The sequence below is a fragment of the Limnohabitans sp. 63ED37-2 genome (genome assembly GCF_001412535.1).
Taxonomy (GTDB): Bacteria; Pseudomonadota; Gammaproteobacteria; order Burkholderiales; family Burkholderiaceae_C; genus Limnohabitans_A.
This window is the reverse complement of the sequence record NZ_CP011774.1, coordinates 143299-163840: the sequence shown is the minus strand read 5'-3', so window position 1 is coordinate 163840 and position 20542 is coordinate 143299. Positions and strand designations below refer to the sequence as shown.

Below are 20542 nucleotides of genomic sequence, written 5' to 3'. Positions count from 1 at the left end.
CTGGACCATTGTCTGGTGTGCCGATGAATTCGACTCCTGCGCCTTCCAGGGCTTTTTGCAGGGCATCTAACGTGCGTGCGTTGCTTGAAGGCACACCATCCACCAGTTCTAGGCGCCGAATCGTTGCAACGCCAACTCCGGATACATCAGCCAGCTCTGCCGCACTCCAGCGCAAGAAAGCTCGTGCCGCACGAATTTGAGCACTTGAAATCATTTTTGATATTGCTTATGATATTTTTAATATCACTTAAATTGTTTTATGGAATATCTTACTCCCACTGAAAATTTGTCTGCATTACTGAAGCATCTGGACGGCGCCTACGCCCCGAACTCGCTTCGTGCCTACCGCGCCGACATGCTGGAGTTCATCGCATATTGCGAGGCCACCGGAAACCAGGCTCTGCCCGCCATGCCGTCTACGATCGCCAGCTTCTTGCTGCAGTGCACATCACTAAACATCAAGACCGCCATCATCCGCAGAAAAATCTCCTCCATCAGCGCCATCCACCGCCTGTCATATCTCGAGGATCCGACCAAGCACCCTGAAGTCAAGATCACGATGCGCAAGGTCTCCAGACAGTTGGGCACACGATTTGATCAGGCCTTTCCTGTGACGAAAACCATTCTGGACAAGCTGCTGGCAGTGTGTGGACAGGATTTGCACGGACTGCGCAACCGGGCATTGCTTTTATTGGCCTACGACTCCATGTGCCGTCGTTCGGAAGTGGTGTCGCTGCGCGTTGAAGAAATGGAGTGGCTCTCAGATGAGGGCGTCTCCATCTTGCTGCGAAAAAGGAAGACCGATCAGCAAGGCTGTGGCAAATGGGTCCATCTGTCTACCGAAGCCACCAAAGCTGTGGTGAACTGGCTCGAGACTGCTCAGATCAAGGATGGCTTCATTCTTCGGGGCATCCGTTCCAATGGAAAAATTACCCCCAGTCTCTGCGACAGCCGCCTGTCACGAATTTATAAGAGCTTGGCCAAACGCGCCTAATTGAGTGAACGGATCGTTCATGGCATCAGTGGGAATTCTATGCGGGTAGGTGGTGCCCAAGATTTACGGATTCAAGGCGCCAGCCTGCCCCAGATCATGGTCAAAGGTGGATGGGCCAAAACCGATACCGTCATGCGATATGTTGAGCGTGTTAGGCCTGCCACATTCATCCCTCATTGATTGATAAGAGTCGGGACTTTTGCATAGGGTGGTGCCTCAACACCACGGTTCAAACAACACTCTCACGGCTCCTGATTGCTGCGAGGGGTTTGCCGATATTCCGCCGTAAACCCCCGTGACTTTCCCGGCAAACCCGTGAAACCCTCAACCGTACGCAACGCTCCCATGCCTCATTTCTAGGCACTTCGCGCAAAAAACTTCGGCATCACAGTCCGCGCCGCAAGCCCCTTGGATCTGGCGCGTGACATATCACAGACAATGCAAATGCATTACCATGACCGCATCAGACACCTCGCACAGGAGCACGCCATGCCCGCCACCCTTGAAGCCGAATCCACGCTGACCGACCGTTACCAGACCACCGTGCCGGAAACGGTTCGGCGTGCTCTGCGCCTGCTTAAGCGCGACAAGATCCAGTACGTCATCCGTCCCAGTGGCGAAGTGGTGCTGACACGCGTCAGTGATGCCGAGGCCGACGATCCGGTGCTGGGCCAGTTCCTGGGCTTCCTGGCCCACGACATCGCCACCCATCCTGAGCGACTGCACTCGGTGAGCAGCCCTTTTGTCCAACGCGTTCAGTCGCTGGTCGGTGAGGTGGAAGTGGATCTGGATGCGCCCTTGTCGGCAGACGATGAATGAGGGCCGCCAAGCACTCTCCTGTGGCTATCCACGGTTGGACGGTGTTTGCGCACCCGCTGTTCATGACGCAGGTCGAAGCCCTGGTGGAACAAGTCGAGGCACTCAAGAAAAAGGACCCGACGGGCTACGTCAAGAAAAACGCCACCAAGCGACTGGCCGCCATTGCCCGCCCGGCCTTTGATGTCATCCCTCAGGACCCCAGCCGCGCTGAATATCGACAGGGCGGTACGCTCGGCGATGATCGGAAACACTGGTTTCGAGCCAAATTTTTTCAGCAGTACCGGCTGTTTTTTCGGTACCACGCTTCGGCCAAGATGATCGTCTACGCCTGGGTCAACGATGACGACACCAAGCGTGCCTACGAAAGCAGCGATTATGCCTACCGCGTCTTTCGCAAAATGCTCGAGAGCGGCCATCCGCCTGACGATTGGAATCAGCTGCGGAGCCAAGCCGAACTTGAAGGGCACCGGCTGCAGCGCGCATTCAGCACTCTCGGCGTATAAGGTCATTCATCACGACTATTTGGTTACCCCTGCAAAATTCATTTCAAGCCAGCACCCAGCGCTGATCTGAGTTTTGCACTCGATTGCGGCCAAAGATTTCGGCCAATTTTGTAAACAAGCCCGCCAATCCGCTCGCTTGCAACAGGCGCAACAAAAGGCCCAGGCCTTTCTTCACGATCATCCGCAGCAGCCAGCGGATGTTGTAGCCCGCCGCGCACAGCACCGCGTGCAGTGCATCGCCCTCTGATCCTTTGAGGTGGCAGCGGTCCATACGGTGATCAGCTTTGAGGTGCCCGATGATCGGCTCGATCGCTTGGCGTCTTTTGAGCAGCCTGCGTTCTTCATCTGTCAGCCGCTTGTCCTTGCCACGGTGTTTGATCTCGATGTCTGGGTTGTCCTTGTCCACACCCCGGTAGCCTAGGTCGGCGTACACCACCTCGGGCTTGACGCCCAGCCTTGTAGCCCAGCCGTTGGCCTTCTTTGGCGTAGGTCTGCTTGAGCTCGATGCCATTGGCTTTGATCGTCAAAAAAGGCCTGGGCCTTTTGTTGTGCCTGTTGCAAGCGAGCGGTTTGACGGGCTTGTTTGCGAAATTGGCTGAAATCATCGGCCTCAACCGACTGCAAAACTCAGATCAGCGCTGGGCGCTGACTTGAAATGAATTTTGCAGGTGCGACTCTTTAAAGATAGTTGTCTGCTACTTTGACACCACCCATAAAGGACCAAGGAGCCCGAGAGCTCCTTGAACACCTGATCTAATCGGGATCTGACCCCTTTAATCAAAGCATTCGGCATCTACCAGCAGCTTGCCAGCAGCGTCCTTGGGTGCCAACAGGGGTTGTCCATCCATTGGCCAGTCGATGCCGATGTCAGGGTCGTTCCACAGCAAACTGCGTTCGTGCTCTGGATACCAATAGTCGGTGGTTTTGTACAAAAACTCGGCGCTGTCGCTCAGCACCACAAAGCCATGCGCAAAGCCGGGGGGCACCCACAGCTGGCGGTGGTTATCCGCGCTCAGGTGCACACCCACCGACTGCCCAAAGGTGGGCGATGCGCGGCGCAAATCCACCGCCACATCAAACACCTCACCCTGCACCACCCGCACCAGCTTGCCCTGCGCGTGCTGAATTTGGTAATGCAAACCCCGCAATACACCCTTGGCCGACTTGCTGTGGTTGTCCTGCACAAAGCTCACATCCAATACCGTGGACTTTGCAAAATCTTTGGCATTGAACGATTCATAAAAGAAACCCCTCGCATCGCCAAACACTTTCGGCTCGAGGATTAACACATCGGGAATTGCTGTTTTTGTAACGGTGTACGGCATAGTTAATTGAGATCTGACCCGATTATTTGATCAGGTTCAGCAGGTATTGGCCGTAGCCATTTTTTGCCAAAGGCTGCGCGAGTTTTTGCACATCGGCAGCGCTGATCCACTTCTGGGCGAATGCAATCTCTTCGGGGCAGGCCACCATCAGACCCTGGCGCTTCTGCAGGGTAGAGATGAAGCCCGCTGCCTCCAGCAAGCTATCGTGTGTGCCCGTATCCAGCCAGGCGTAGCCCCGGCCCATGATCTCCACGTTCAGCTGCCCCAGCTCCAAATAGCGCTTGTTCACATCGGTGATCTCCAGCTCGCCGCGATGCGACGGCATGATGTCGGCCGCAATGTCACACACCTGCTGGTCATAAAAATACAAGCCCGTCACCGCATAGTTACTTTTGGTTTGCTTGGGCTTTTCTTTGATGCTCAGCGCCTTGAATGCGCCATCGAACTCCACCACGCCATAGCGCTCCGGGTCGTGCACATGGTAGGCAAACACACTGGCCCCGGCATCACGCACATTCGCACTGGCCAACAACTTGACCATGTCGTGCCCATAATAAATGTTGTCCCCCAACACCAGCGCACTCGGGTCGTTGCCCACAAAATTCTTGCCGATGATGAAAGCCTGCGCCAAGCCATCGGGGCTGGGCTGTACCGCATACTGGATGTTCATGCCCCACTGGCTGCCGTCGCCCAGCAGCTCGGTGAACCGCGGCGTGTCTTGTGGCGTGCTGATCAACAACACATCCCGAATGCCCGCCAACATCAGCGTGGTCAGCGGGTAATAGACCATGGGCTTGTCGTAGACCGGCATCAGCTGCTTGCTGACGGCTTGTGTAACTGGGTACAGCCGGGTGCCCGAGCCACCCGCCAAAATAATCCCTTTACGAGCGGTCATACCGCACACCCTTCGTATTGTTTTGAAACCCACTCGCGGTAAGCGCCGCTTTGCACATGCTGTACCCACTCGGGGTTGGCCAGGTACCACTCGACGGTTTTGCGGATACCGGTCTCAAACGTTTCGGCAGGCTTCCAGCCCAGCTCGGCTTCGAGTTTGCGGGCGTCGATGGCGTAGCGGCGGTCGTGCCCGGGGCGGTCGGTCACGTAGGTGATCTGGCTGGCATAGGTGCCGCCATCGGCTTTGGGGCGCATCTCGTCGAGCAACTTGCAAATGGTCTGCACGATCTCGATGTTGGGTTTTTCGTTCCAGCCGCCCACGTTGTAGACCTCGCCCAAGCGCCCGGCTTCGAGCACACGGCGGATCGCACTGCAGTGGTCTTTGACGTAGAGCCAATCGCGGATTTGCATGCCGTCGCCATAAACGGGCAGGGGCTTGCCCGCCAAGGCGTTGACGATCATGAGCGGGATGAGTTTTTCAGGGAAGTGGTAGGGCCCGTAGTTGTTGCTGCAGTTGGTGGTGAGTACCGGCAGGCCATAGGTGTGGTGCCAGGCGCGGACCAGGTGGTCGCTGGCGGCCTTGCTTGCGCTGTAGGGGCTGTTGGGTTCGTAGCGGTGGGTTTCGGTGAATGCCGGATCGCCCTTGGCCAAAGAGCCGTACACCTCGTCGGTTGATACATGCAAAAAGCGGAAAGATGACTGCGTGGAGTGTTGGTCATCCTCGGGCTTGACCCGAGGATCCAGCCCCTCTTGAGGCAGGCCGCTCCAATAACCCCGTACCGCTTCGAGCAGGTTGAAGGTGCCCACGATGTTGGTCTGGATGAACTCGCCCGGGCCGTGGATGGAACGGTCCACATGGCTTTCGGCGGCGAAGTTGACCACGGCACGCGGGCGGTGCTCGGCCAGCAGGCGGCTGACCAGGGCACTGTCGCCGATGTCGCCTTACACCAGCTGGTGCCGTGCGTCGCCTTGCAGGCTGGCCAGCGTCTCAGGGTTGCCCGCGTAAGTCAGCTTGTCGAGGTTGATGATGGGCTCGTTGCTGGCGGCCAGCCAGTCGAGCACGAAGTTGGCGCCAATAAAACCTGCGCCGCCTGTAACAATAATCGTCATTTTTACTAAAAAAATTTAACTCGGATCTGACCCCAATTTAAGCGGCTTTGGGGTTTTCTAGCCAGACCCAATCGACCACTTCACCATCGGGTTGATAGCCCGGCACCAGGGCTTTGAGGTGCTGCCTGATCAAAGGCACGTTGTTCGCGTCCAATGCTAGCGTCAGCGCGGCCAGCTGGGACTCCAGCTCGGGCAAGGGCAAAAACTCTTCGTGGGCTTTCATGATGCGCGAGTGGCTGGTGGTCAACGGGTTGTCGCCAATCAGCAGCTCTTCGTAAAGCTTTTCACCGGGCCGAAGGCCTGTTACGGCAATTGCGATATCGCCATTCGGGTTGGCCTCGTCCTTCAGGGCCAAGCCCGACAGCTCTAACATGCGCTTGGCCAAATCGATGATCTTCACCGGCTCGCCCATGTCCAACACAAACACATCCCCCCCGTTGGCCATCGCCCCAGCCTGAATCACCAGCTGCGCCGCCTCGGGAATGGTCATGAAATAGCGGGTAATGCGCTCGTCCGTCAGCGTGATCGGCCCACCGTCCTTGATTTGCTGGCGAAACAGCGGCACCACCGAGCCTGAAGACCCCAGCACATTGCCAAAACGCACCATCGAGAAGGTTGTCAACCCCGACGCCCCGGTGCTACCTCTCCCCACACTGGCGAGCGCCTGCAACACCATCTCGGCCAATCGCTTGCTCGCCCCCATCACATTGGTCGGGCGTACCGCTTTGTCGGTGCTGATCAACACAAAATCGCGCACTCCATGTTCTGCTGCCAAGCGGGCCGTGGTCAAAGTGCCTAACACATTGTTCTTGATGCCCTCGGCCGGGTTGTGCTCCACCAGCGGCACATGCTTGTAAGCAGCCGCGTGGTAAACCGTGTCCGGCCGCCAGGTGCGCAAAATTTCGTCCATCCGCGCCGCATCGCGCACATTCGCCAGCAAAGGCACAAGCCGCACATCAACAGGCGATTTGTCCTGAACAAAGCCTTGCAACTCAAGCTCGATGGCGTACAAGGCAAACTCGGTCAGCTCAACCAGCAACAAAGTGGCTGGCTGCGCCCGCACAATCTGGCGGCACAACTCCGAACCAATCGACCCCCCCGCCCCAGTCACCAACACCACCTTGCCTGTGATGTTCTTGGCCAACATCAGCGGATTGGGAGGCACCGGGTCTCGGCCCAGCAAGTCTTCGATGTCCAACTCTTTCAGGTCAGACACCTGCACCCTACCCTCGGCTAAATCCAGCAAACCCGGCAAGGTGCGCACCTGCACATGCGCCGCCTTCACTAGCTCCAAAACTTCGTTGCGCCGCTCCCGCGTGACCGACGGAATGGCCAAATACACCTGCGTAATACGCAGCTTTTTAGCAACGGCCACCAGCATCTCGGGGTCAAAAATCTTATGGCCATCCAGCACATGACCATGAAGGCGCTCATCGTCGTCCAAATAACCCGCCACCACCACCTCGGGGCTGGTTTTAAGGGCTGCTGCCAACTGCCGGCCGGACGAGCCCGCACCATAAATCAAGACCTTGGGCAACGACAAGCGCAAAGCAGCACTCTGGTACATGCCACCCAACCAATACCGCACAAGCAAGCGCGACAGCATCACCAACACCATCAGCACCAAAGGCAACAGCACACCAATGGCACGCGGCACCCCCGGCACGGACACCACCGAGAACACCAACACAAAGAACACACCCAAAATAGCCGCCGCCTTGAGCACCGTCATGAGCGCTGGTAAACCCGCGTACCTGAAAATCGCCCTGTAAAAGCCTAGGACCGTGAACAACGGCAGTGCCGTGGACAGGCACAACATCAACAACGTGCTGTGCGCAGGCGTCCAGCCCACCCAAAAACCGAAACGCAAATTGAACGCTATCCAAACCGACACCACGCACAACACCGTGTCAAAACCAAGCGCCAAAGCCCGCTTGGCCGGGCGCGGCAAGGCCAGCAAATGTTCAGAGAGCTTTTTTAATTGCATGCTATAAGTTTTATAATTGGCACAGGATTAGGACATTGAATCAGGCATTCGCCTGACCCATCACCCGCCGCAACACCTCACACGTCTTGTCCACCTCCGCCTGAGTTAGCGTTGGGTGCACCAAAAACATGATGGACGTCTCGCCCAGCGCACGGGCTACAGGCAGGGGCTGGGCGGGACGCCAACCCGTGCCGTCAAAAGCCTTTTCCAAATACACCTCTGAACAAGAGCCTTGGTAGCAGGGCACCCCCTCTGCGTTGATAGCCTCGATGATCCGGTCTCGCGTCCAACCCGGGGCCAAGCGCTCGGGTTGCACGTAGGCATAACACTTGTAATGGGCATGCTCGCAAGCCACGCCAGCGGCTGCACAACCACCCGAGCATGAAGCGCACCGCACCTGCGGCACCCGCAAAGCCGCAAACCCAGCACAAGCCGCCCAAATCGCCTGCGCATTGCGCGCACGCGCCGCAGACCAATCCTTCATGCGCCGCAGCTGAATGCGCCCCAGCACCGCCTGCATCTCCAGCATGCGCCAATTGGTGCCAAAACTCTCGTGCAACCACCGGAACCCCGGCGCGTGCTGGCGCTCGTACACCGCCTCGTAACTCTTGCCATGGTCCTTGAACGACCACATCGCCCGCCACAGCGCCTCGTCATTCGTCGTCACCATGCCGCCCTCGCCGCCCGTGGTCATGATCTTGTCCTGGCAAAAACTCCAGGCCCCCACATGCCCAATGCTCCCCACAGGCCGTCCCTTGTAACGCGCCCCATGCGCCTGGGCGCAATCCTCAATCACCTTCAGGCCATGCTCAGCCGCCAGCGCCATGATCGGGTCCATGTCGCACGGCCAACCCGCCAAATGCACACACACCACCGCCTTGGTCCGGGGCGACAACACCGCCGCAATCGTGCGGGCTGACACATTGCCGCTGTCGGCCTCCACATCGGCAAACACAGGCACCGCGCCCGCATTCACCACACACGAAATTGACGCAATGAACGTGCGCGGCGTGACCACCACCTCATCGCCCAGCCCCACACCCAAAGCCTTCAGCGCTACATCGAGCGCCAGCGTGCCATTGGCCAGCGCCACAGCATGCGCCGTGCCACACCAAGCGGCAAACTCTTTTTCAAACTCGCGGGTCTCGGTGCCCGTCCAATAGTTCACTTTGTTGGACATCACCACGCGGTGCACCGCGTCGGCCTCTTCGGGGGTGAAACTGGGCCAATGGGAAAAAGGGGTGTTAAGCATTTTTAGTCCGAATTACGGATGACCAAGCCATCCTTCATGAATTAAGCAACAGTTTTGTTAACTCGTCCCAATTATTGACCCAATAAGTGGGTAACGCTGATTCCGGCAAACCCAGAGTTGACTGTGAATAAATGTTGCAATCGTTCCCACGCATCCCAATACCAAGCCAACCCAAAGAATTGCATCCTATAAAATCTTTTAGAACGTTGTCTGCTATGTATACGTATTTTTCTGCGGGAAAGTCTTTTTGAATGGCTAGAAAGCGATCAGGGGCTGGCTTTGCACTGCCGTAGTCCTCAGAAACGTAAACTGGGTAATGGCTTAAACCAAGAGATGCCAATTTAAACTTTTGCGTAACAGTCCGCCCATCAGTCAAAACGGCAACGGCTAATGCTGTTGATTTGATTTTCTCTAAAGATACAGAACAATTTTCGGACAGCTTTATATCAGGCAAGTGCAACCTGTACATCCACAAAAGCGATTCTTTAACCGAAGGATTTAAGTGAGCCAACTCACATGCCAAAGTCAGCCAGTCAAGCTTTGTGTCCTGCAAGCGTTGAGCTTGAATGGCTTCGTAGCAATCGATACCGTACAAAGAGTTGATCTGCCTACAAACATAGCGGACACCAGAGTTCACATAATCAGCTTCTTGATAAAGGGTGTCATCCAAATCAAAGACGACAACGGTTCGCGCAAGGTCAATGCGCATTTTTCACCAACACATGTGCGTCATATCGCAGCATCATCAAATCCGAAGTCCATCCGTCAAAAAAATCAATCTCTTTCGGCAACAAGTATTCGTCGATCAACCACCCAGGGTAATTGGCACCTGCAGAATAAGAAAGCGGATAACCACCGCCAAAACGAGGGTTGATTTCCAAAGCTGCGTAGCGCTTTTCGTGTGGATGCGCGAAAAGCTGAACAGTCAAACAACCACGCGCACCCTTAATCTTTGCCAGTTTGTCAATGAGGTATTCGTAGACGTGGTGTTTGCGAGTAACCCCTTTGTTGACTTCACCGTCACGCACTTCCAGCCTATGGCGCGGAACTAAACACTTCAAAATCCCCTTGCGATCGTAATATGCATCAACTGTGTACTCCTCAAAACTCTGATCGATGAACTCCATGAACATCATCTTAGGATCATCGCGCATACCATCAGAAAGATCAGCGGCATGACAAAGCTTGGCTGCACCAACACTGCGACTGCCGTCGTACGGCTTGGCAAAACAAGGGAAGGCGAGCAGCTGTCGGTCCAAAATCTTGGGCACATCGATGCCAACAGAATTGAAAAGTTGAGCTGTTAACCGCTTGTCACGGCACACACGTACCAGGGACTCATCCGAGATTACAAGGTCAATACCCTCTGCTGAAAATCTTTCCCTGTGCTCTGCCAAGCTCAGCAATTCCGTATCGATCGTCGGTATAACCAGACCAACTTTCTGCTCCAAACAGAGCGCCAACAATTGATCCATATAACCGGGGGCGGTCACACGTGACAACGCAAAGGCTTGGTCGGCAAGCTGGCAAGCTGCAGACATTTCGGGCTTCAAGTCAGTTGCAAACATCATTGATTGCAAGCCCCGCAGCTGCAATTCCTGCTTAATCGCTTTGATCAACTCCACCCGTCGGCCCGCCGAGAGCAAAAGCACGTTAAATTTATTTGTTTTCATTGATACCTTCAAACTTGGGCATCGTCGCATCGCCGGGGGCGCTGATGCCATCACGAACCAGCACCTTGCGCACCGTCAGCCACAAGATGCGCACATCCAGCCACAGGCTGCGGTTATCCACATACCAAACGTCAAGCGCAAACTTGTCGGCCCAGCTGATGGCGTTGCGGCCGTTGACCTGCGCCCAACCCGTGATGCCCGGGCGCACCTCGTGGCGGCGAGCCTGTGCAGGCGAATAGAGCGGCAAATACTCCATGAGCAATGGGCGCGGCCCCACCAAGCTCATCTCACCGCGCAACACATTCCACAACTCGGGCAGCTCGTCCAAGCTGCTGGCACGCAAAAAGCGGCCAAAGGGCGTGAGCCGCTGCGCATCGGGCAGCAAACCGCCGCTGGCGTCGCGTGCATCCGTCATGGTGCGGAACTTGACCATGCAAAACGGCTTGCCATGCAAGCCCGGGCGCACTTGGGTGAACAGCACCGGACTGCCCAGCTTGCGGCGCACCTGCCAAGCAAGCACGGTCAAAGGTACGGACAAGATCAACAAGCCCAAGGCCGAAGCCAACAAATCAAACACTCGCTTCACGCCAGACCCATCTCTTTCAACATCACTGCATTCACCTTGTGCACGTCATACTTTTCTTCGGCTATCTGCCGCCCACGCTGGCCCATTCGGGTAGACAACGTGGGGTCGGTGATGAAACGGGTCATGGCCTCCACCAAGGCATCCACCGACTTGACTTGCACCAAAAAACCGTTGTCGCCATCGACCACAGTCTCGCGGCAGCCGGGTGCGTCGGTGGTGATGACGGCGCGGCCCATCGCCATGGCTTCCAGCACGGTGCGGGGCGTTCCCTCGCGGTAGCTGGGCAACACATACACGCTGCAAGCCTCAATGGCTGGACGCACGTCAGACAAGCGGCCCATAAAGTCAAGCGTTCCCGCCTTCACCCAAGCATCCAGCTCCGATTGGGCAATGGCGTCGGGGTTTTCATCGAGCCAGCCCACCAAAGAAAACCGCGCTTGCGGGTAAAGCGCCCGGGTGAGCTGCGCGGCCTGCGCGTATTCGCGCACACCCTTGTCGCCCAACAAACGGGCAATCAACAAAAAATGCGGCACGGGCGGCACAGGTGCCACGGCAAAGGCCTCCACATCCACCCCCGAACCGTTAACCACGCAAGACGGCGTTCCCGGTGGCAACAAACCCAAATTGCGGAACAATGCCTGGTCGTCCGGGTTTTGGAAAAATACCTTGTCCGTCCGCCGCAGCGCCAAGCCATAGAGTCGCTGCACCAGCGCACGCAAGCCCCCTAGCGCCTTGGCCTGCCCCTGAAATGCATAACCAAGCCCCGTTATCAAGGCAAAGCGGCGCGGCACACCCGCAAGCCAAGCGGCCAAACTGCCATAAATGACCGGCTTGATGGTGTAGCCCAACACATGGCTAGGCTGAATGCTGCGCATCAACCGCCAAAGCTGCCACAGGGTGAACGCATCGGCCACCGGGTTGGTGCCCGTGCGACGCATGGGCACGTTGTGCACCACATAACCCAGCGCCTTCAACTGCTGGTGCACGGCGCTGTCCTCAGGCAGGTTGGGGGCGGCCACATGCACTTGCATGCCTTTGGCTTGCAAAGCAGCCAGCAAGGGGCCTCTGAAGTTGATCAAAGACTCAGCCAAGCTCGCAATCACCAGAATACTCATGCGGCACTCACCGAACGCTTTTGCTCATCCAGCCATAAATTAAACATCAACACGCACCAGATCGAATGCTGCCAATTGCGCTTGCCACTTAAATGCTCTTTCCAGCGTTGGCGCACAGGCCTCGGGTTTAGAAAACCATCACGGTTAATGCGCGCTTCGCTCAGCAGGTCTTCGGCCCAATCGCGCAAGGGGCCACGCAGCCAATGCTCTATCGGCACACCAAAGCCCACTTTGGGCCGCTCGATCAGCGCCTGCGGCACATGCCGATACAGCACTTGGCGCAAAGCCCATTTGGTGACAGACCGCCCGTTTTCGCGGCGCATCTTGTAGTCCATGGGTAAGCGCCAAGCAAACTCAACCACCCGATGGTCCAAGAACGGCACCCTCGTCTCTAGGCTAACGCCCATGGCAGCCCGGTCCACCTTGGTCAAAATATCGTCCGGCAAATAGTTCAACAAGTCGAATGCCATCATGCGTTCCACATCTCGCAAGCCTGGCAAATCGGGCATGTTCAAACTAATGGCATCACCGTCCATGCCCCGCACCAAAGCGCTTGGCTTCGACCACCCCATGGCCACCATGCTCTGATACAAATCAGCAATAGACCCAGCGCCCATGACGCCAGCGCCTTTGTGCAGCTTGTCCCCGACACCGGACCAGCGCTTTGCGAGCGGCGTATAGCTGGCAAAGCGGTCGAGCGTGTTCGATGAAAACCGCGTTAAACCCCATGCCGCCAACTTGCGCATGGGCTGCGGCATGCTTGACAGTTTGGGCCACAAACTGGCCGTTAGCTGATAACGGTTGTAACCCGCAAACAACTCGTCGCCCGCATCGCCCGACAAAGCCACCTTGACATGCTGGCCCGTCATTTGGCTAACCAGGAAGGTGGGGATTTGCGACGAATCTGCAAAGGGCTCGTCATACAAACTGGGCAGACGTGGGATCACATCCATGGCCTGCTGGGCCGTGACATAAAGGTCGGTGTGGTCCGTGCCCAAATGGCCCGCTACAACACTGGCGTGCTCGGCTTCGTTGTATTCCTTCTCATGAAAACCGATGGAGAAGGTTTTGACAGGCCGCGAACTTTGCGCCTGCATCAGAGCAACGATGGTGGACGAATCCACCCCGCCCGACAAAAAAGCCCCCAAGGGCACATCCGCCATCATCTGCTGTGCTACGGCGTCTTTTAACAAAGCCTCCAGTGCATCCACGGCCTGAGCGGCAGAGCCAGTAAAACGGTTGGCCACGCCCTGCGCAGCGACTTGCTCTACAGACCAGTAGCGCTCCATTACGGGATCGGGCTTGTTGCTGCTCACCGTCAGGATGGTGCCCGGTGGCACTTTGTGAATGCCTTTATAAATACTGTGCGTGCCTCCAACCGCCATGTTTTGCATGTAACTGCCCAAGGCTTGGCGATCTATCTCTGCCGTAAATGCGGGGTGCGCACTCAAGGCCTTGAGTTCTGACCCGAACAGGAATACTGCCTGACTGCCCTGCCCCTGCCAGCCGTAATAAAGCGGCTTTTCGCCCAAGCGGTCACGCACCAAAGTCAGACTATGCGTTTGGCGGCACCACACAGCCATGGCGAACATACCCACGCATTTTTCGATGGTGGCCCGAATGCCCCAAGCATCAAACCCGGCCAGCAATGTCTCTGTGTCTGAATGGCCTCGCCAAACGGGTGCCAGTGAGGACCTTTCCAACTCGGCGCGCAGATGCAGGTGGTTGTAAATCTCTCCGTTGAACGCCATCACCCAGCGACCACTGACCGCCTGCATGGGCTGCGCCCCAGCTGGCGATAAATCGACAATGGCCAAACGCCTGTGGCCCAGCGCTATGCCGGCATTCGCGTCCACCCAATGGCCATCTGAGTCAGGCCCACGGTGCTGAATTTGTTGCGTCATGCGCTGCAATTGCGATTGGATGACTGGGCCATCCGCAGATGAGCCCCAAAAACCAGTCAATCCACACATATCAAGCGCCCTTGGCTGCTTCTTTAAGAAGCTCGGCCATCTTGGGGCCTGTTTTTTGAATGCAATACTGCGCCTCAACCTTGGCGCGACCTGCCATGCCCATGCGCTGGCGCAACTGGGCTTGCGTCAAAAGCTGCTCAAGAGCTGTCACCCACTCACCGTCGCTGTTAGCCAAAAATCCATTCACACCGGGCTCAACAATTTGAGTGTTCACCCCTACAGGGCTGGCCACTACCGGTAAACCGCAGGCCATGTACTGAATCAACTTGTAGCCGCACTTGCCTCGCTCCCACGCGGAGTCCTGCAAAGGCATGACGCCAACGTGGCATGCGGCAATGGACGCCACCTCTGTGGCCTCTGCCCATGGAACGCACTCCACCTGCACGCCTGGCATGTGAAATTCCGCACCAATAATGCGAAGCACAAACTTCATACGTTGCGCGAGCAACTGCAAGGGCTTCTGCAGAATTTGCAAATATCGCGCCGTACTTGGCGACCCGATCCAAACAATGGTCGAAACATCATGCTTCGGCAACGAATTGGGCCATACAGGTGCGGGGTAACGCACAAGATCAATGACAGTGGGCAACACCTCAACCCGCTGCGCCCCCGCACTCTTGGCACGATCGGCTAAATATTGATTGCCGCACATGACCAAAGCAGCTTTGGCCATGAGTCGATCCAGGCGCAAGCCATACAACCGACGAACTAAAGCAATGAGATGCTGATCGTAGTTGTGAAACACCGCGTCATCAAAATCAAGCACGTAGGGCACTCGGCGCAGCAAGATCAACTCGAACCATAAGGGCAGCCAAGGCAAGGCCTCTTTTTCGATCCACAGCAAATCATATCGATGACAGCCAAAAAGCGCAGCAACGCGCAATGCATACCGCTTTAAAACGGACACTAAACGGTATGACCCGACTTTGTAACGATCCAACAGCGTTGCATCATCTATGAGGGCCTGAACTTCAACATGCACACCAGCTTCGCGCATGACTGGGAAATACTGCCAAGACCGCATCCTGCTGGACGCACCTTGTTGGCCATAATGCGGTAATGACAAAACACGCAAAGGCTTCACCGTGTCACACCTTTGAAAATCCACTGCGGCAGCCAGCGCCATAACACGCCATAACCCTCCCAGGTTTCAGCCAAAGAAGACCATGAACGTCGGCCAATGGCCAAGGCGCTGCGTGAGATAGGCTCTATGAATAATGTTGTCATGAAAACCAACACGGCCCCGAACAGATGGAAATGCTTGAAGGCATAAAGCAGCCGACTGCGCAAAGAATAGAACAAGCGTTTTGCTTTCACTTGGTTAGACGTGCCACCGCCCGCATGGAAGGCCTGAACATCAGCCAAATAAACACTTTGCCAACCTGCTTTATGTGCCCTGTATGAAAAATCTAAATCTTCCAAATAAACAAAAAATTGCTCGTCAAATCCGCCTATTGCCTCGAATAACTCACGGCGAACAAGATAAAAAGCACCAATGACATGATCAACCACTTGCGTTGAGTCGTGGGACCACTCTGCCATGAAATGGCCAAGTTTTGGTAAGAAGCGGTCTAAGCCAATAGAGTGAGCTATAAAACCTATCGGTGTTGGGAAACGTGCGCAGCTGCGGGAAACATGGCCCGATTCGTCCAATAGTTGAACACCGCAGATTCCAACAGTTGCATTTTTAGGTTCTTGCATGAAATCAAGTGCCTTCTCTAAGCTATCTGGCAATAACTCTGCATCCGGATTCAAAAATAAAATGTAATTGCTCCCTGTTAATGTTGCACCCAAATTACATGCCTTTCCAAAACCTAAATTCTCACCAGCACAAACCAATCTGACATCACTGAAAAAACTTGACACTTGCTCTGATTCGTCTACAGAGGCATTATCTATAACAACCACGTTTAAACTACAAGTCCCGTTGAAATTCTCAAGAGATTTCAGACAATCTGTTAATATCTCGCCAGAATTCCAATTAACAACTATACAATCAACTTCAATCATCGCAATTCAGCCCTGTATCGCTTATAAAAATAAACACATGGGAATACAAACATCCACTGGAAATCAAATGATTGCAAATAAGGATTAGTATTCGACGCCAATAAAATTGACACAAATCCCGCCATAACAAATACATCGTAATCATTGTGTTTCTTTAAACGTTTTAAATTTATAAAAGTTAAACCTACCAATAATACTGGAATTGCATAAATAAAAAAACCAATCAATCCAACATGAAATACTGTCGAAACCCAAAGCAATTCATACTTCCACGGATTAATCTCATTTCTCACCACCAAAGCACTTACACCATGCCCAACACCTAAAAAATTTGACTCTATGATGCCATCAATCAAAGAGCTCAATTGCATAACCCTCTCATCACCTCCGCCTTGAATTACTTTATTCAAAAAATTTAACAATATTTCAAAAACATCAATTGGAATTTCATCCTCGGAAAAGCTGGAAAGTACCGTCAAAAATATACCAATAAGTGAAATTACGAAAATTGATCCCATTGCAAATCTTGCTTTTTCAATAACACTCATTCTTGCGAAGTTGATAAAAATTCCTATTCCAGCTGCCAAAATCAAAGCTGAGCGACCCGATGACAACGCTGCGGCTGTTAATATGATAATCAGTGGAATTCTCAACCACTTATTTATCAGATTAGGAACTGCAAGAAATCCTGTCCCAAGAAATATCAACGAACCCAGAACATGCATGGCCACCCCGATACGGCCCTGTGAAAACTCTACATTTGGCTCATCAATTAACATTCCAACATATTCCGACCCATAATTAATAAAAACATACATGAAAATAAATATAGACAGACAAGCCAGTAAAGTATAAATTTTTAATATATTGACCACTTGATAAATTTCACTTCTTTCAAGCACTCTATTCCAAAAGAACATCCATAAAAGTGGCGATACTATGTACACGAATAATATCCACAATAACGCGTCGGCATAGGCCGCCGATGTCCCCACTAGTAAAAATATGACTGTAGTCAACGCCATCGTCACATATATTGTTATCGGCACCTTTCCTATACTTTTATAAGATACGATTGCCGAAAATACCCCGACCAATAGAAAAATCGGCACCGAATAACTTCGTAACGCATTAGGGAATATTATTGGCATAGCCAAATAAGCAAGTAGAATTTTATTTATCAATTTTTCTATTGCAATAATATAATAAAATTAAATCCACCAACATACGCCCCGACCAAGCGCATGCAACACCCTTTAAACCATAATGCACTGCAAGCATTATCAAAGCAAGAGAATAAACTGGCAACTCAAAAATATGGATTTTTGCAGTCAGGTCTGCTCGACCTTTTGCTTGTACAGCAGAATAATACATAGAGCCTATTGAATTTAAAAATACACCTATGCATAAAATTCGCCCTATAATGAGTGACTCATAATCCATATTTTCACCCAACCATAATTTAAATATTATTGGCAAAAATAACGCCAAAAAAACACAAACAAACATCATAATTGCAGCGACTCGAAGCAACCATTTTCGAAAATATGCACGCCATTGATCAGGCTTCTCTTGCATCAGCTTGCTTAAGCCGGGGAACATCACTGTTGAAATAGCGCCAACTAGGACAAGACTTTGCACAACAACTTCATAAGGCAAGACGTATGTAGTTACAGCCGCTGCAGAGATCATGGCTGCAATAAAAAAACGGTCAGACTGCACCATGATCGGACTAATGACACTGCTCACCGTGACCCAACCACCGAACGTAAACAAATTTTTTGCAATACGTGGCGAGTAACTTGCAGGTTGTTGGGTTTCGGGTTCACGTTGCAGGCAATGCGCTGCAAGATGCTTGTAAATGACAAGCGAGATAATCCGACTGATAACTAAGGAAGAAACAAGCCAATGCAGTTGAGTGGTGAAAAATGAAACAGCATACGGACCTGCAAAATTTATAATGCCAAGTACCGCACGCAAATAGCTAATACCTTTAAAGTTCATGAAAGCTTCATTTAGCCCCTTGTAGGTTGCGCTCATGGCTTGTGCAGGCAATGCGATCGCTAGCAAAAAAATGGCAAACTGTATTTCTGCTTCAGGTGTGCTTTCGGTTCGAATCATGCTGGCACCACCCAGCAAGGCAAACAAAGCAATCAGGGTACCGGCAATAAGACCGATCACAAAGGTTATACGGCTTGCTGTTGCCAAAGTATCAGGAATCTCCACCAGCCTGCGTTCGCCACGCAAACTGGCCACCATTTGTGTCAGGGCTCTCCCAAGGCCAAGATCGAGTGCACCGGCGTAACCGATAAGACCCCACGCCAATGCCAAGAGGCCAAACTTTTCTTTATCCAATGTATCAAGGAGAGCTGGTACTGTAACGGCAGCCACAAGCAGTGGCACTGACAAGCCTGCCAAGTTCCATGCAATGTGCGATACCCTCACCTGTTTTTGCCTTGCGCTTGGTCTGGACTGGCCAGATAAATGAATTGACTTGTCAGGAACTCTGAGAAAATTCCTAGAGTTAATGCATTCAACTTGCCACTATTCAACGATTTATCAAGACTTGTACATTTGACCTTTTCAATTGAAAGGCCAGCATCACGAAGCATTTTTGTGCCTGATTTCCGCTTAAAGAATCGAAGATGTGTTTTATCAAGAATGCCGCGTTCTTGATAACTAAATTCACCGTACAGCATCAATGGCATCACATAGGTGAAATGTCGGGCGTTAAGCAACGAAATAATCATTTTGCCACCTGGTTTTAAATGAATATTTTGTATACGACGCAGCACATTCCAAGGATCAACCAGGTGCTCTGGCACATCTAGCATAAGAATCAAATTGACCCAATTCGTCTTCATCGGTCAGCCGCTTGTCCTTGCCCCGATGTTTGATCTCGCATCAACACGTGTGCGTTCATTTTCAGCTGCCTTTTCAAACAGCTCAATTCTAACCGTTTTCTCGCAGAGCTTTCGGTGTTTGAGTAACTCAAGAGTTTGTCCTGAGCCGCAGCCTATTTACAGTACACGATCCGAAAAATTGGCATCAATTTGAGTATTTTTTGTGTTGCCGAAAAGTAATTATTAATTTTATGTTCGTATATTTTTTATTTTTTACTTTTTTCATGACTTAAAACTATAAATTTTTATTTCTTATTACTAGGGTATAGTTTTTTGCATCCAATACCAGGGCATCGCTTCACCAATGCCTTTGCCAATGCTGATTGTTGGTGCATAACCCAATAGGCGCTGGGCTTTGCCGATATCTGCTTGGCTGTGGCGCACATCTCCGGCACGAAAATCTCGGTAAATGGGTCGGCTTGCTGAAATGGATTGCCGCTTTTCGCTCGGTACGACGGTTTGAAGGTTGTCGCGCAGCAGGCCAAAGAGTTGATTCAGGGTGGTTCGGTCGCCCACGGCTACGTTGTAGACCTGGTTGAGAGGAGATGGGGCGGGTGCACTCGATTGCCTGGCTTCGCTCGCTATGACGCGACTTGCAGCCGTTGCGGCCAACAAGTTGGCTTGCACGGCGTTGGCCACAAAGCAAAAGTCGCGGCTGGTTTCGCCATCGCCATTGATGTAGATGGTCTCGCCTTTGATCAGCGCATCGGTCCATTTGGGGATGACGGCGGCATAGGCGCCGTTAGGGTCTTGGCGTGGCCCAAACACATTGAAGTACCGCAGCCCAATGGTCTCAAAGCCATAACTGCGTGCAAACACATCGGCATACAGCTCGTTGACGTATTTGGTCACGGCGTAAGGGCTGAGCGGGTTGCCGATGTTTTCTTCCACCTTGGGCAGCGCAGGGTGGTCACCATAGGTGCTGCTGCTGGCGGCGTAGGTGAAGCTTTGCACTTTGGCGTCACGTGCAGCGACCAGCATGTTGAGGAAGCCGGTGATGTTGGTTGCGTTGGTGGCGATGGGGTCGGCCAGGCTACGGGGTACGCTGCCTAGGGCGGCTTGGTGGAGGACGTAGTTGACGGGGATGGGGGACTGGATTGCCGCGTCGCTTCGCTCCTCGCAATGACGGTATTTCATGGCACGCTGACAGTCGGCCAGTTTGCGGATGTCGCCTTGGATGAAGTCGAAGTTGGCCCATTGGGCGGGGGTGACCAGGCTTTGCACTTCGTCCAGGTTGCGCTGGTGGCCGGTGGCGAAGTTGTCGAGGCCCACCACGCGTTGGTCCAGCTTGAGCAAGGTTTCCAGCAGGTTACTGCCGATGAAGCCGGCCACACCCGTCACCAGCCAAGTCTTGGGTGCTTTTGGCAGTTGATGGCGCAATTGTTCGTAGGCGGTCAT

The 20542-nt window shown here is 53.4% G+C and carries 19 protein-coding genes and 2 pseudogenes; 4 read left to right on the top strand and 17 right to left on the bottom strand.

The annotated features are described in order from the left end of the window. Positions 1–259 precede the first annotated feature (259 nt). The 3 genes from L63ED372_RS00695 to L63ED372_RS00685 all read left to right on the top strand — a co-directional run bounded on the left by L63ED372_RS00695 (position 260) and on the right by L63ED372_RS00685 (position 2316). Entirely contained in the window at positions 260–994 is a 735-nt protein-coding gene (locus L63ED372_RS00695; RefSeq protein ID WP_062401899.1) for a tyrosine-type recombinase/integrase, read from the top strand. A gap of 489 nt (positions 995–1483) precedes the next feature. Then, entirely contained in the window at positions 1484–1813 is a 330-nt protein-coding gene (locus L63ED372_RS00690; protein ID WP_062407453.1) for a type II toxin-antitoxin system PrlF family antitoxin, read from the top strand. Further along, complete coding sequence (locus L63ED372_RS00685) at positions 1810–2316, top strand: type II toxin-antitoxin system YhaV family toxin (RefSeq protein WP_062401897.1); 507 nt, start codon at positions 1810–1812, stop codon at positions 2314–2316. The genes L63ED372_RS00690 and L63ED372_RS00685 overlap by 4 nt, the downstream gene beginning before the upstream one ends. A gap of 43 nt (positions 2317–2359) precedes the next feature. Here the strand turns inward: L63ED372_RS00685 and L63ED372_RS00680 are convergent. Then, positions 2360–2743: pseudogene (locus L63ED372_RS00680) on the bottom strand (transposase); the annotation flags it as partial. Positions 2744–2820: 77 nt separating this feature from the next. Between L63ED372_RS00680 and L63ED372_RS16300 the strand changes: the two are divergent. Further along, positions 2821–2970 (top strand): hypothetical protein, encoded by a 150-nt coding sequence (locus L63ED372_RS16300; protein ID WP_156343519.1) that lies wholly within the window; start codon positions 2821–2823, stop codon positions 2968–2970. Between the two features lie 119 nt (positions 2971–3089). On the opposite strand, the gene rfbC is transcribed toward L63ED372_RS16300, so the two are convergent. The 16 genes and pseudogenes from rfbC to L63ED372_RS00605 all read right to left on the bottom strand — a co-directional run bounded on the left by rfbC (position 3090) and on the right by L63ED372_RS00605 (position 20542). Further along, positions 3090–3641, bottom strand: a complete 552-nt coding sequence (gene rfbC, locus L63ED372_RS00675) for a dTDP-4-dehydrorhamnose 3,5-epimerase (RefSeq protein ID WP_062401891.1) — start codon at positions 3639–3641, stop codon at positions 3090–3092. A 22-nt stretch (positions 3642–3663) separates the two neighbouring features. After that, a complete protein-coding gene (rfbA, locus tag L63ED372_RS00670; RefSeq protein WP_062401887.1) occupies positions 3664–4536 on the bottom strand; it encodes a glucose-1-phosphate thymidylyltransferase RfbA in 873 nt (290 codons plus the stop codon). Next, a pseudogene (rfbB, locus tag L63ED372_RS00665) lies at positions 4533–5645 on the bottom strand (dTDP-glucose 4,6-dehydratase). The gene rfbA and the pseudogene rfbB overlap by 4 nt, the downstream one beginning before the upstream one ends. Before the next feature lie 37 nt (positions 5646–5682). Further along, complete coding sequence (locus L63ED372_RS00660; protein ID WP_062401884.1) at positions 5683–7632, bottom strand: polysaccharide biosynthesis protein; 1950 nt, start codon at positions 7630–7632, stop codon at positions 5683–5685. A gap of 40 nt (positions 7633–7672) precedes the next feature. Then, positions 7673–8884 carry a DegT/DnrJ/EryC1/StrS family aminotransferase gene (locus L63ED372_RS00655; protein WP_062401881.1) on the bottom strand — a complete coding sequence of 404 codons (1212 nt, stop codon included), beginning with the start codon at positions 8882–8884 and terminating at the stop codon, positions 7673–7675. Positions 8885–8918: 34 nt separating this feature from the next. Continuing rightward, positions 8919–9593, bottom strand: coding sequence for an HAD family hydrolase (locus tag L63ED372_RS16090; RefSeq protein ID WP_082431542.1), 675 nt, complete (start codon positions 9591–9593; stop codon positions 8919–8921). Beyond that, complete coding sequence (locus L63ED372_RS00650) at positions 9583–10557, bottom strand: ATP-grasp domain-containing protein (RefSeq protein ID WP_062401878.1); 975 nt, start codon at positions 10555–10557, stop codon at positions 9583–9585. The genes L63ED372_RS16090 and L63ED372_RS00650 overlap by 11 nt, the downstream gene beginning before the upstream one ends. After that, positions 10544–11143 carry a sugar transferase gene (locus L63ED372_RS00645; protein WP_062401875.1) on the bottom strand — a complete coding sequence of 200 codons (600 nt, stop codon included), beginning with the start codon at positions 11141–11143 and terminating at the stop codon, positions 10544–10546. Before L63ED372_RS00645 ends, L63ED372_RS00650 begins: the two co-directional genes overlap by 14 nt. Continuing rightward, positions 11140–12258 (bottom strand): glycosyltransferase family 4 protein, encoded by a 1119-nt coding sequence (locus L63ED372_RS00640; protein WP_062401872.1) that lies wholly within the window; start codon positions 12256–12258, stop codon positions 11140–11142. The genes L63ED372_RS00645 and L63ED372_RS00640 overlap by 4 nt, the downstream gene beginning before the upstream one ends. Then, complete coding sequence (asnB, locus tag L63ED372_RS00635; RefSeq protein WP_062401869.1) at positions 12255–14231, bottom strand: asparagine synthase (glutamine-hydrolyzing); 1977 nt, start codon at positions 14229–14231, stop codon at positions 12255–12257. The genes L63ED372_RS00640 and asnB overlap by 4 nt, the downstream gene beginning before the upstream one ends. Position 14232: 1 nt before the next feature. Further along, positions 14233–15228, bottom strand: a complete 996-nt coding sequence (locus tag L63ED372_RS00630) for a glycosyltransferase family 4 protein (protein WP_231624515.1) — start codon at positions 15226–15228, stop codon at positions 14233–14235. Positions 15229–15311: 83 nt separating this feature from the next. Then, a complete protein-coding gene (locus L63ED372_RS16085; protein ID WP_082431745.1) occupies positions 15312–16241 on the bottom strand; it encodes a glycosyltransferase family 2 protein in 930 nt (309 codons plus the stop codon). Further along, positions 16238–17188, bottom strand: coding sequence for a hypothetical protein (locus L63ED372_RS00620; RefSeq protein WP_156343518.1), 951 nt, complete (start codon positions 17186–17188; stop codon positions 16238–16240). Before L63ED372_RS00620 ends, L63ED372_RS16085 begins: the two co-directional genes overlap by 4 nt. Positions 17189–17414: 226 nt before the next feature. Then, on the bottom strand, positions 17415–18644 hold the full coding sequence (locus tag L63ED372_RS00615; RefSeq protein ID WP_231624590.1) for a flippase: 1230 nt from the start codon (positions 18642–18644) through the stop codon (positions 17415–17417). Positions 18645–18682: 38 nt separating this feature from the next. Continuing rightward, positions 18683–19105, bottom strand: coding sequence for a methyltransferase domain-containing protein (locus tag L63ED372_RS00610; RefSeq protein ID WP_082431540.1), 423 nt, complete (start codon positions 19103–19105; stop codon positions 18683–18685). 297 nt (positions 19106–19402) lie between these two features. After that, positions 19403–20542: an NAD-dependent epimerase/dehydratase family protein gene (locus L63ED372_RS00605; RefSeq protein WP_062401857.1), complete on the bottom strand. Its 1140-nt coding sequence runs from the start codon at positions 20540–20542 to the stop codon at positions 19403–19405.

Bases quoted from the DNA above. Each gene is read 5' to 3' on its own strand.
- L63ED372_RS00695 (WP_062401899.1), top strand. From the start codon at position 260: ATGGAATATCTTACTCCCACTGAAAATTTGTCTGCATTACTGAAGCAT.
- L63ED372_RS00690 (WP_062407453.1), top strand. From the start codon at position 1,484: ATGCCCGCCACCCTTGAAGCCGAATCCACGCTGACCGACCGTTACCAG.
- L63ED372_RS00685 (WP_062401897.1), top strand. From the start codon at position 1,810: ATGAGGGCCGCCAAGCACTCTCCTGTGGCTATCCACGGTTGGACGGTG.
- L63ED372_RS16300 (WP_156343519.1), top strand. From the start codon at position 2,821: ATGCCATTGGCTTTGATCGTCAAAAAAGGCCTGGGCCTTTTGTTGTGC.
- rfbC (WP_062401891.1), bottom strand. From the start codon at position 3,641: ATGCCGTACACCGTTACAAAAACAGCAATTCCCGATGTGTTAATCCTC.
- rfbA (WP_062401887.1), bottom strand. From the start codon at position 4,536: ATGACCGCTCGTAAAGGGATTATTTTGGCGGGTGGCTCGGGCACCCGG.
- L63ED372_RS00660 (WP_062401884.1), bottom strand. From the start codon at position 7,632: ATGCAATTAAAAAAGCTCTCTGAACATTTGCTGGCCTTGCCGCGCCCG.
- L63ED372_RS00655 (WP_062401881.1), bottom strand. From the start codon at position 8,884: ATGCTTAACACCCCTTTTTCCCATTGGCCCAGTTTCACCCCCGAAGAG.
- L63ED372_RS16090 (WP_082431542.1), bottom strand. From the start codon at position 9,593: ATGCGCATTGACCTTGCGCGAACCGTTGTCGTCTTTGATTTGGATGAC.
- L63ED372_RS00650 (WP_062401878.1), bottom strand. From the start codon at position 10,557: ATGAAAACAAATAAATTTAACGTGCTTTTGCTCTCGGCGGGCCGACGG.
- L63ED372_RS00640 (WP_062401872.1), bottom strand. From the start codon at position 12,258: ATGAGTATTCTGGTGATTGCGAGCTTGGCTGAGTCTTTGATCAACTTC.
- asnB (WP_062401869.1), bottom strand. From the start codon at position 14,231: ATGTGTGGATTGACTGGTTTTTGGGGCTCATCTGCGGATGGCCCAGTC.
- L63ED372_RS00630 (WP_231624515.1), bottom strand. From the start codon at position 15,228: ATGCGCGAAGCTGGTGTGCATGTTGAAGTTCAGGCCCTCATAGATGAT.
- L63ED372_RS16085 (WP_082431745.1), bottom strand. From the start codon at position 16,241: ATGATTGAAGTTGATTGTATAGTTGTTAATTGGAATTCTGGCGAGATA.
- L63ED372_RS00610 (WP_082431540.1), bottom strand. From the start codon at position 19,105: ATGAAGACGAATTGGGTCAATTTGATTCTTATGCTAGATGTGCCAGAG.
- L63ED372_RS00605 (WP_062401857.1), bottom strand. From the start codon at position 20,542: ATGACCGCCTACGAACAATTGCGCCATCAACTGCCAAAAGCACCCAAG.